Raw genomic sequence first — 2,832 nt, 5'->3', positions numbered from 1 at the left:
GGCCCTTCAGGCCGGCTTGGTGTCGAGGTGCCGGCCCTTCAGGCCGGCTTGGTGTCGAGGTGCCGGCCCTTCAGGCCGGCTTGGTGTTGAAGTGGTTGGAATCGGGGCTGCGGACGGCCTTGGCGGCATCGCGCACCACCTGCTCCAGCACGCCGAGATAATCGAGGAAGCGGGCGCGGCCCGCGGGCGTCAGCCGGCACAGGGTCTGCGGCCGGTTGTGGGCGTAACCCTTCTCCAGGCTGACGAAGTCGGCCTCTTGCAGCACCGCGAGGTGCCGGCTGAGGTTGCCGTCGGTGAGCCCGCACAGCCGCTTGAGATCGGGGAACGGCAGGCCCTTCGGGTGGCCGACGAGCGAGGTCAGCACGCTGAGCCGGGCCTTCTCGTGGATGACGCGGTCAAGCCCATCGTAGGAGAAGCGGCCGTCGGCCCGGTCAGAGATCGCCATCGCCGCCTCCCGTGCCGTGCATGATGCGCGCGAGCCAGCCCTGGCCCACCGCGAAGGGCAGGCCCATCAGCCAGGGCGAGAGCGTGCGCGTCTCGCTCGCCATCGCGAGGCCCGCGAGGCCCGCGAGCAGATACCACGCGCCCGCGCCCTGCACCGCACGCGGCAGGACGCGCGCCGAGGCGAACAACCCGAGGCCCACCAGCACCTGCCACAGGCCCGGCAGCATCCAGAGCTGGTCGGGGGCGAAGCGCGCGAGCACCAGGGCAAGGCAGGCCCCGGCGCCGGCCGCCGGCAGGAAGCCCTCGATCGCGTTCCAGACCATGGCGTCGGCCAGCCCTGAGTGAAGCCGGCGCGAGCGCCGCACCATCTCGATGCCGATCAGGCCGGCGGCGGCCAAGGCCGTCGCGATCCAGAGGCCGAAGAACAGCAGCGGCCGAGCAGTCGGGTCGCCGAGCCAGAGCGCCTGTCCGCCGGCCGTCGTGAGGGCCAGCAGGCCGGTGGCGGCGAGCGTCGCGGAGCCGAGGCCGCGGAACGCGGTGTCCCGCGCGATCTGCGAACGGATCGCGACGATGTCGGCCAGGGCCTTGTCGAGGTCGTGCATGAGGCTCACTCCGGGCCGGATCATGCTTTGCGTTGCAAAGTACTCCGGCATCGCGATCTTCGCAAGCGAATTTATGCAACTTGGAGTTTAATTTCCGGTTTCCTCGCCGACGGCCCTGAGACCGGCGAGGTCGAGGCGGCGGGTGAACATGCAAAGCGCGCCGTCCGGGTCGCGGGGCCATTCGGCCTGCGGGCGGTCGCGATACAGCTCCACGCCGTTCCCGTCGGGATCGCGCAGGTAGAGCGCCTCGCTGACGCCGTGGTCGCTTGCGCCGTCCAGGGCGAGCCCAGCCCGGTCCAGGCGGGCGAGCGCGTCGGCGAGCGCCGCGCGCGTCGGATAGAGCACCGCAAGGTGGTAGAGGCCGGTGGTTCCCGGTGCGGGCGCCTGCCCGCCGGCGCTGTCCCAGGTGTTCAGGCCGATATGGTGGTGGTAGCCGCCGGCCGAGACGAAGGCGGCCTGATCGCCGAACCGCTGCGTCAGGGCGAAGCCCAGCACTCCGCAATAGAAGCCCAGCGCGCGGTCGAGCTCGGCGACCTTGAGGTGGACGTGGCCGATCCGCACGCCCGGATCGATCGATGGTGTCGCCTCGTCGGGCATCGCGGTGTTCCTCATGTTCGTGCCGAGCTAGAGCATTTTCCAGTGAGGTGGACGCAGGCTCACGTGAAGAAAATGCGACCACACAAGAAGTTAAAGCGTTTTCCATGATCCGAAGATCGTGGAAAACGTTTTAAGGCGGGCCATACCGCATCGTCCATCGACGCCAAGATCGTGCGGCGGCGTACAAAGGGTTCCCATGGCGATCAGTGCTTCGTTGGGCCGGACTGTCCGAGAGGAGCACCGCTTGCGGATCGAAGCCCTGATCGCCGTGGGAGCCCAAACGGTATTTTGCATGCCGGACTTCGCTCGATCCGTGCCATCATGGATCGCATCACGGGGAGACAACGATGGCATCCGAGAACAAGCGCGGAAACCGCGAGACGAAGAAACCGAAGAAGGCCGTCGTCAAGACCAATGCCGCGGCTCCCTCGACGAAGGACATGGTCAGCACGGCGGTCAAGGCCGCGGGCAAGAAGACCAAGTAGCGCCGCCGCGGGACGGGGGGGCCGGCTGCCGCCGGTGCGTGCGGACGCGCGAGACGCGTGCGGCCGTTGTCATCCCGCTAACCGGAGGCGTGCGACGACGACGGATGCTCGATCACATCTGGACGACGGCGAAGGCGGTTTTCGGGGTCGGCCTGCTCGTGCTCTGCGCGCTGCTCGCCGCGCAGAAGCTCGACCGCGAGCGTGAGGCGCAGGCGGCGCTCACCGCGCTCCGCGCCGGCCCGGAAGCCACCGGATCGATCGCGCCGTCCACCACCGTCCGGCCTTCCGCCGAGTAGCCCGCCCTACTCGGCCGCCTGCCGCGCGGCGTAGCCGAGCCGGCGGTTCAACGTCTCGATCAGCTTGACCGCGGCCTCGGCGATCACCGTGCCCGGCGGGAAGATCGCCGCGGCGCCGGCGGCGTGGAGCGCGGCGTAGTCGCCCGGCGGGATCACGCCGCCGATCACGATCATCACGTCCTCGCGGCCGGCTTCCGTCAGCGCAGTCTTCAGCTCCGGCACCAGGGTGAGGTGACCGGCGGCGAGCGAGGAGACGCCGATGATGTGCACGTCGTTCTCCACCGCCTGCCGCGCGGCCTCCGCGGGCGTCGCGAAGAGCGGCCCGATATCGACGTCGAAGCCCAGATCCGCGAACGCCGAGGCGATCACCTTCTGGCCGCGGTCGTGCCCGTCCTGGCCCATCTTGGC

General features: G+C 69.6%; 6 protein-coding genes. 2 read left to right on the top strand and 4 right to left on the bottom strand.

Annotated features, from left to right (window positions below; all coding sequences use genetic code 11):
- Nucleotides 1–70: 70 nt before the first annotated feature.
- From ACFE86_RS22270 to ACFE86_RS22260, 3 genes are all read right to left on the bottom strand, one after another.
- Nucleotides 71–445, bottom strand: a complete 375-nt coding sequence (locus ACFE86_RS22270) for a transcriptional regulator (RefSeq protein ID WP_375457487.1) — start codon at nucleotides 443–445, stop codon at nucleotides 71–73.
- Entirely contained in the window at nucleotides 432–1,046 is a 615-nt protein-coding gene (locus tag ACFE86_RS22265; RefSeq protein WP_375457488.1) for a hypothetical protein, read from the bottom strand. The genes ACFE86_RS22270 and ACFE86_RS22265 overlap by 14 nt, the downstream gene beginning before the upstream one ends.
- A gap of 87 nt (nucleotides 1,047–1,133) precedes the next feature.
- Entirely contained in the window at nucleotides 1,134–1,643 is a 510-nt protein-coding gene (locus ACFE86_RS22260; protein WP_375457486.1) for a VOC family protein, read from the bottom strand.
- A gap of 347 nt (nucleotides 1,644–1,990) precedes the next feature.
- Between ACFE86_RS22260 and ACFE86_RS22255 the strand changes: the two genes are divergently transcribed.
- Together ACFE86_RS22255 and ACFE86_RS22250 are read left to right on the top strand one after the other, a co-directional pair.
- Nucleotides 1,991–2,128 carry a hypothetical protein gene (locus ACFE86_RS22255; protein ID WP_375457485.1) on the top strand — a complete coding sequence of 46 codons (138 nt, stop codon included), beginning with the start codon at nucleotides 1,991–1,993 and terminating at the stop codon, nucleotides 2,126–2,128.
- A 104-nt stretch (nucleotides 2,129–2,232) separates the two neighbouring features.
- Nucleotides 2,233–2,424: a hypothetical protein gene (locus ACFE86_RS22250; protein WP_375457484.1), complete on the top strand. Its 192-nt coding sequence runs from the start codon at nucleotides 2,233–2,235 to the stop codon at nucleotides 2,422–2,424.
- Nucleotides 2,425–2,430: 6 nt separating this feature from the next.
- Here the strand turns inward: ACFE86_RS22250 and ACFE86_RS22245 are convergent.
- Nucleotides 2,431–2,832: cobalamin-dependent protein (locus ACFE86_RS22245; protein ID WP_375457483.1), on the bottom strand; the 402-nt coding region annotated here is incomplete at its 5' end.

This window comes from uncultured Methylobacterium sp., from assembly GCF_964244095.1.
In the GTDB taxonomy this organism is placed as follows: domain Bacteria; phylum Pseudomonadota; class Alphaproteobacteria; order Rhizobiales; family Beijerinckiaceae; genus Methylobacterium.
Note: the sequence above shows the minus strand (reverse complement) of the source record. Positions and strands in the feature narration are given on the sequence as shown.

Excerpts from the sequence above, each read along its gene's own strand:
- ACFE86_RS22270 (WP_375457487.1), bottom strand. The coding sequence starts at position 445 with ATGGCGATCTCTGACCGGGCCGACGGCCGCTTCTCCTACGATGGGCTT.
- ACFE86_RS22265 (WP_375457488.1), bottom strand. The coding sequence starts at position 1,046 with ATGCACGACCTCGACAAGGCCCTGGCCGACATCGTCGCGATCCGTTCG.
- ACFE86_RS22260 (WP_375457486.1), bottom strand. The coding sequence starts at position 1,643 with ATGCCCGACGAGGCGACACCATCGATCGATCCGGGCGTGCGGATCGGC.
- ACFE86_RS22255 (WP_375457485.1), top strand. The coding sequence starts at position 1,991 with ATGGCATCCGAGAACAAGCGCGGAAACCGCGAGACGAAGAAACCGAAG.
- ACFE86_RS22250 (WP_375457484.1), top strand. The coding sequence starts at position 2,233 with ATGCTCGATCACATCTGGACGACGGCGAAGGCGGTTTTCGGGGTCGGC.